This window comes from Variovorax sp. 20P10.2.4 (assembly GCF_058244205.1).
On sequence record NZ_JBZAYE010000597.1, the window covers coordinates 1 to 4,492 of the forward strand.

A 4,492-nucleotide genomic window follows, 5' to 3' on the forward strand; every position below is an offset into this window, starting at 1 on the left:
GGACTGGCCCAGGGCACGATCGGCTCGGCCATGGCATCCTCGGCGCTCCCGCGCACGCCGCCGGTGCGGTTGTCGCCGCGCGAATCGGAGGTGCTGGACCTCGTTTCCCGTGGTTTCACCTATGCCGAAGTCGGCGCGCAGATGGGAGTCTCGGCTTCGACCGTCCAAACCCATATCCGCAATATCTACGGCAAGCTGGATGTCCACAACAAGTCCGAAGCCGTGTTCGAGGCGCGCAACCTGGGCTGGCTGCCCTGAGCATCCTTCCGCCGCCACTGCCTCTTCTTCCGATCTGCGCTTCCTGTTCGCCCTGGTCGCCGCGCTGCTGCTGATCGCCGGTCCGGCCGCCGCCAGCAATACCGGCGGCGGCACCGCCACGCCTTACACCGTCACCAGCGCCGAGGCCCGCCTCGAGCCCGACGGCCTGCCCGCCGAGGAGCGCCGGGTGCAGCTGCCGTTCCGCTGGGACCAGGCCTTTCCGGGCCGCGGCGGCAAGGCCATCTACCGCATCGCCCTGCCCGCCGCGGCGGCGCCCGCGAGCGAACCGGCCGCGCTGCTGTTCGCGGGCGTGGGCAACCAGGTCGCGATCGAGTTCAACGGCACGCCGCTCGCGGGCTTCGGCACGCTGGGCGATCCGTCCTACGACACCAAGGGCACGCCCTTCGTGCCGGTGGCCGCCTCGCTGCAGCGCACGGGCGCGGCGCAGGAACTGGTGATCCGCACCACCGTCCAGCGCCAGCGCGGCGCGGCGCTGGCCACGCTGCAGTACGGCACCGAGCGCGAGCTGCTGCCGCGCTACCGCGTCTACCAGCGCTGGCGCCACACCTCGGTGATCGCCAATGCGGCCATCCTCGCGCTGATGGGCTGCCTGTCGGGCGCGCTCTGGCTGCGCCAGCGCGAGGCGCTCTATGGCTGCTTCGCGCTCGCCGCGCTCTCGGGCCTGCCGCACAACGTCGACCGGGTGCGGCCCGACATGAACCTGCCCTGGCCGCTCTGGGGCGTGGTGATCGCGGTCTGCTATGCGCTGCACATCGGGCTCATCACGCGCTTCGTGCTGCTGGTGCTGCAGCGCGGCCCGGCGGGGCTGGTGCGCGCGCTCTACGCGGCGATGAGCATCGCGGTCGCGAGCGCCATCGCCTCCTTCGTGCTGGCCTGGCCGGCGCTGTGGACCGCCGGCCTGGTGCTGCTGAACCTCACGGGCGTGGCCTGCCTGCCGGTGGTGGCGCGCAGCGCCTGGGTCGAGCGCCGCACGATCGCCATGGTGCTGCTACTGGCAGGCGTGCTCGCGATCCTCGCGGGCATGCACGACCTGCTGCTGGTGCGCATGGGCTTTTTCGGCGGCTCCGACACTTCGCAGACGCCGCGCGCGATGTTCTTCTTCGTGCTGATCCTCGCGGGCCTGGTGGTCGACCGCTACAGCCGCACCGTGGCCGACTACGGCGCGCTCAACGCCACCCTGGCCGAGCGCGTGGCCGAGCGCGAGGGGCAGCTGCGCGTGGCCTTCGATGCGCTGCGGCTGCAGCAGCAGGAACAGGCCGTGCTGCTCGAGCGGCAGCGCATCATGCGCGAGATCCACGACGGCGTCGGCTCACAGCTCGTGGGCCTGCTCAACGTCGTGACCCAGCCCGCGCCCGACCGCGCGGTGGTCGAGGAGCACGTGAAGCTCGCGCTCGACGAGATGCGCATGGCGGTCGACTCGCTGCAGCCCACGCACGACGACCTCGCCACCGTGCTCGCCACCCTGCGCTACCGGCTGCAGCCGCGGCTTGACGCGGCCGGCATCGCGCTGGTGTGGGACGTGGGCGTGATCCCGCCGGTGGCGCCGTTCTCGGCCCAGGCCGCGCTGCAGCTGCAGCGCATCCTGCTCGAGGCCTTCACCAACGTGCTCAAGCATGCGCGCGCCACGCGCATCGTGCTGCATGCGCGCTGGCAGGCCGAGGCGCAGCCGCCGCGCGTGCACATCGTGCTGACGGACGACGGCGTCGGCTTGCAGCCCGCGGGCGCAGCGCCGAAGACGAAGGGCCACGGCATCGCGAACATGCGGGCGCGCGCGCTGAGCATCGGCGCGCGGCTGGAGATCGCGGCGGTCGAGCAGGAAGAGAACAGCGCCGGCGGCACGCGCATCACGCTCGAGTGGCCGGGCGCGATCGACTGCCCGCAGCACTGAACACGGGCGCTGGGCTCAACGCAAGGCGAAAGTCAGCGCCACGGCACCGAGCGCCAGCAGCGCCAGCCCCGCGATGAACACCACTTCGCCCCAGGCCTCGAGCCGCGCGCCCGAGCGCCGCATGCGCATCGAGATGAACGACAGCAACGCGCTGGCCAGGAAGACCAGCGCGTCGACCGCGAGCAGCCGATCGATCACCAGCCGCAGATCGTCGCGCGGACCGAGGTGCCCGATGGACATCACGGTCATGCACACGCCGATCATGGTGGCGGAGGTCGGCAGGATGTGGGCCGACAGCCCGTTGGCGGCGCTGTCGGCAGGGTCGAGGCGTTCGGCCTGCGGGGCCGAAGACCGTCGGTGCGGCGGCTTCATCGGTCGTCGCGCGTCGGGGTCCGGCCCGGGGCGGTCAGCCGATGCGCACCGGCACGAAGATCTTGTCGTCGCCGCGCTGGATCAGCAGCGCCACCGACTTGTCGGCCTTCGCGACCACCTCGCGCACCTGCTCCACGGTCTTCGCAGGCGTGCCGTTGATCGCCAGCAGCACGTCGCCGGCCTGCACGCCAGCCATCGCCGACGGGCCGGCCGCGTCCTCGATCAGCAGGCCGGTCTCGACCGCGGCCTCGCGCTTCTCGTCGGGCTGCAGCGGACGCAACGCCAGGCCCAGCTTGCCCTGGCCGGTGGCCTTGTCGGCCTTCGCGACCTGGGCCGGCTTGTCGCTGGCATCGCCGAGCTTCGCCGTCAGCTCCTGGCGCTCGCCCTGGCGCCACACCTCGAGCGTGACCTTGGTGCCGGGCGCCTGCTGGCCGATCACCGCGGGCAGGTCGCCCGAGGACACGATGGGCTGGTCGCCGACCTTGCGGATCACGTCGCCGGCCTTCAGGCCCGCCTTGTCGCCGGGGCCGCCCTTCTCGATGTTCGAGACCAGCGCGCCCTCGGGCTTGTCGAGCTTGAAGGAATCGGCGAAGGCCTGGTTCACTTCCTGCACCGCCACGCCGAGGCGGCCGTGCACCGCCTTGCCGGTCGCGACGATCTGGTCCTTGACCTGCACCGCCACGTCGATCGGGATCGAGAACGACACGCCCTGGTAGCCGCCGCTGCGGCTGTAGATCTGCGAGTTGATGCCGACCACCTCGCCGCGCGTGTTGAGCAGCGGGCCGCCCGAATTGCCGGGGTTCACCGCCACGTCGGTCTGGATGAAGGGCACGTAGCTGTCGTCGGGCAGCGTGCGGCCCTTGGCGCTGACCACGCCGGCCGTCACGGTGTTCTCGAAGCCGAACGGCGAGCCGATGGCCAGCACCCATTCGCCGACCTTCAGGTCCTTGGTGTTGCCCAGCGCGAGCACCGGCAGGTTCTTGGCGTCGATCTTGAGCACCGCGATGTCGGTCTTGGCATCGGCGCCCAGCACCTTGGCGCGGTACTCGCGGCGGTCGGTGAGCTTGACGGTGACTTCCTTCGCGTCCTTCACCACGTGGGCGTTGGTCAGGATGATGCCGTTGGCATCGACGATGAAGCCCGAGCCCTGGGCCCGCACCGGCACGTCGCGCTGCTGCTGGCCGCGCGGGTTGATCTGGCCCTGGAAGCGGCGGAAGAACTGGAACATCGGATCGTCGGGATCGATGCCCTGGATCTGCGCGGCCTCCTCGTCGTCCGAGGCCTTCATGGTGCCGGTGACGCTGATGTTGACCACGGCCGCGCCGTCGCGCGCGGTGATGGTCGAGAAGTCGGGCAGCGTGACCATGGCGGCCGGCGCGGTCGCGGTGGCGTTGGTGGGCGTGCCCACGGCGCGCGCGCTGGTGTAGGCGCCGGCGCCGACGGCGCCGATCACGCCCGCGGTGGCCAGGGCCAGGACCAAGGCGCGGGGCGAAGTCAGTCGGGTGTTCATGGATCGGTTCCTTTCATTGCGTCGTGACGCTGATGCGATGGAAGGAATGTCGTTGCGCTCGCTTAAGCGCCGCTTAAACGCCGCTTGAACGATCCGGCCGGGCGCGGCCGCGGTGTCAGGCGTGCCGAGGAAAGCGCACCACCACCCGCAGCCCGCCCAGGCTCGGCGAGGCATCGAGCGCCACGCTCGCGCCATGCAGCTCGGCGATCGACTTGACGATCGAGAGGCCGAGCCCGCTGCCCGGCGCCTGCGGCTCGCCCGAGCGGTAGAAGCGGTCGAGCACGCGCTCGCGCTCGGTGGGCGGCAGGCCCGGGCCGCTGTCGTCGACGCTGAGCTCGACCGCCTCGCCCTGGCGCGCGATCGCGATGTCGACGCGGCCGTCCTCGGGCGTGTACTTCACGGCGTTCTCGAGCAGGTTGCGCAGCAGCATGCGCAGCGCCTCG

5 protein-coding genes are annotated in these 4,492 nt (G+C 71.4%); 2 read left to right on the plus strand and 3 right to left on the minus strand.

The window, feature by feature from the left end; translation table 11 throughout:
* Both AC27VN_RS33805 and AC27VN_RS33810 read left to right on the plus strand, forming a co-directional pair.
* Positions 1–258: response regulator transcription factor (locus AC27VN_RS33805; protein WP_490879399.1), on the plus strand; the 258-nt coding region annotated here is incomplete at its 5' end.
* On the plus strand, positions 200–2,167 hold the full coding sequence (locus AC27VN_RS33810) for a sensor histidine kinase (RefSeq protein WP_490879400.1): 1,968 nt from the start codon (positions 200–202) through the stop codon (positions 2,165–2,167). The genes AC27VN_RS33805 and AC27VN_RS33810, both read left to right, overlap by 59 nt.
* Positions 2,168–2,182: 15 nt before the next feature.
* Here the strand turns inward: AC27VN_RS33810 and AC27VN_RS33815 are convergent, their stop codons facing one another.
* From AC27VN_RS33815 to AC27VN_RS33825, 3 genes are all read right to left on the minus strand, one after another.
* Positions 2,183–2,539, minus strand: coding sequence for a hypothetical protein (locus AC27VN_RS33815; RefSeq protein WP_093341428.1), 357 nt, complete (start codon positions 2,537–2,539; stop codon positions 2,183–2,185).
* A gap of 34 nt (positions 2,540–2,573) precedes the next feature.
* Positions 2,574–4,049, minus strand: a complete 1,476-nt coding sequence (locus tag AC27VN_RS33820) for a DegQ family serine endoprotease (RefSeq protein WP_093341427.1) — start codon at positions 4,047–4,049, stop codon at positions 2,574–2,576.
* A gap of 115 nt (positions 4,050–4,164) precedes the next feature.
* Positions 4,165–4,492: sensor histidine kinase (locus AC27VN_RS33825; RefSeq protein ID WP_490879401.1), on the minus strand; the 328-nt coding region annotated here is incomplete at its 5' end.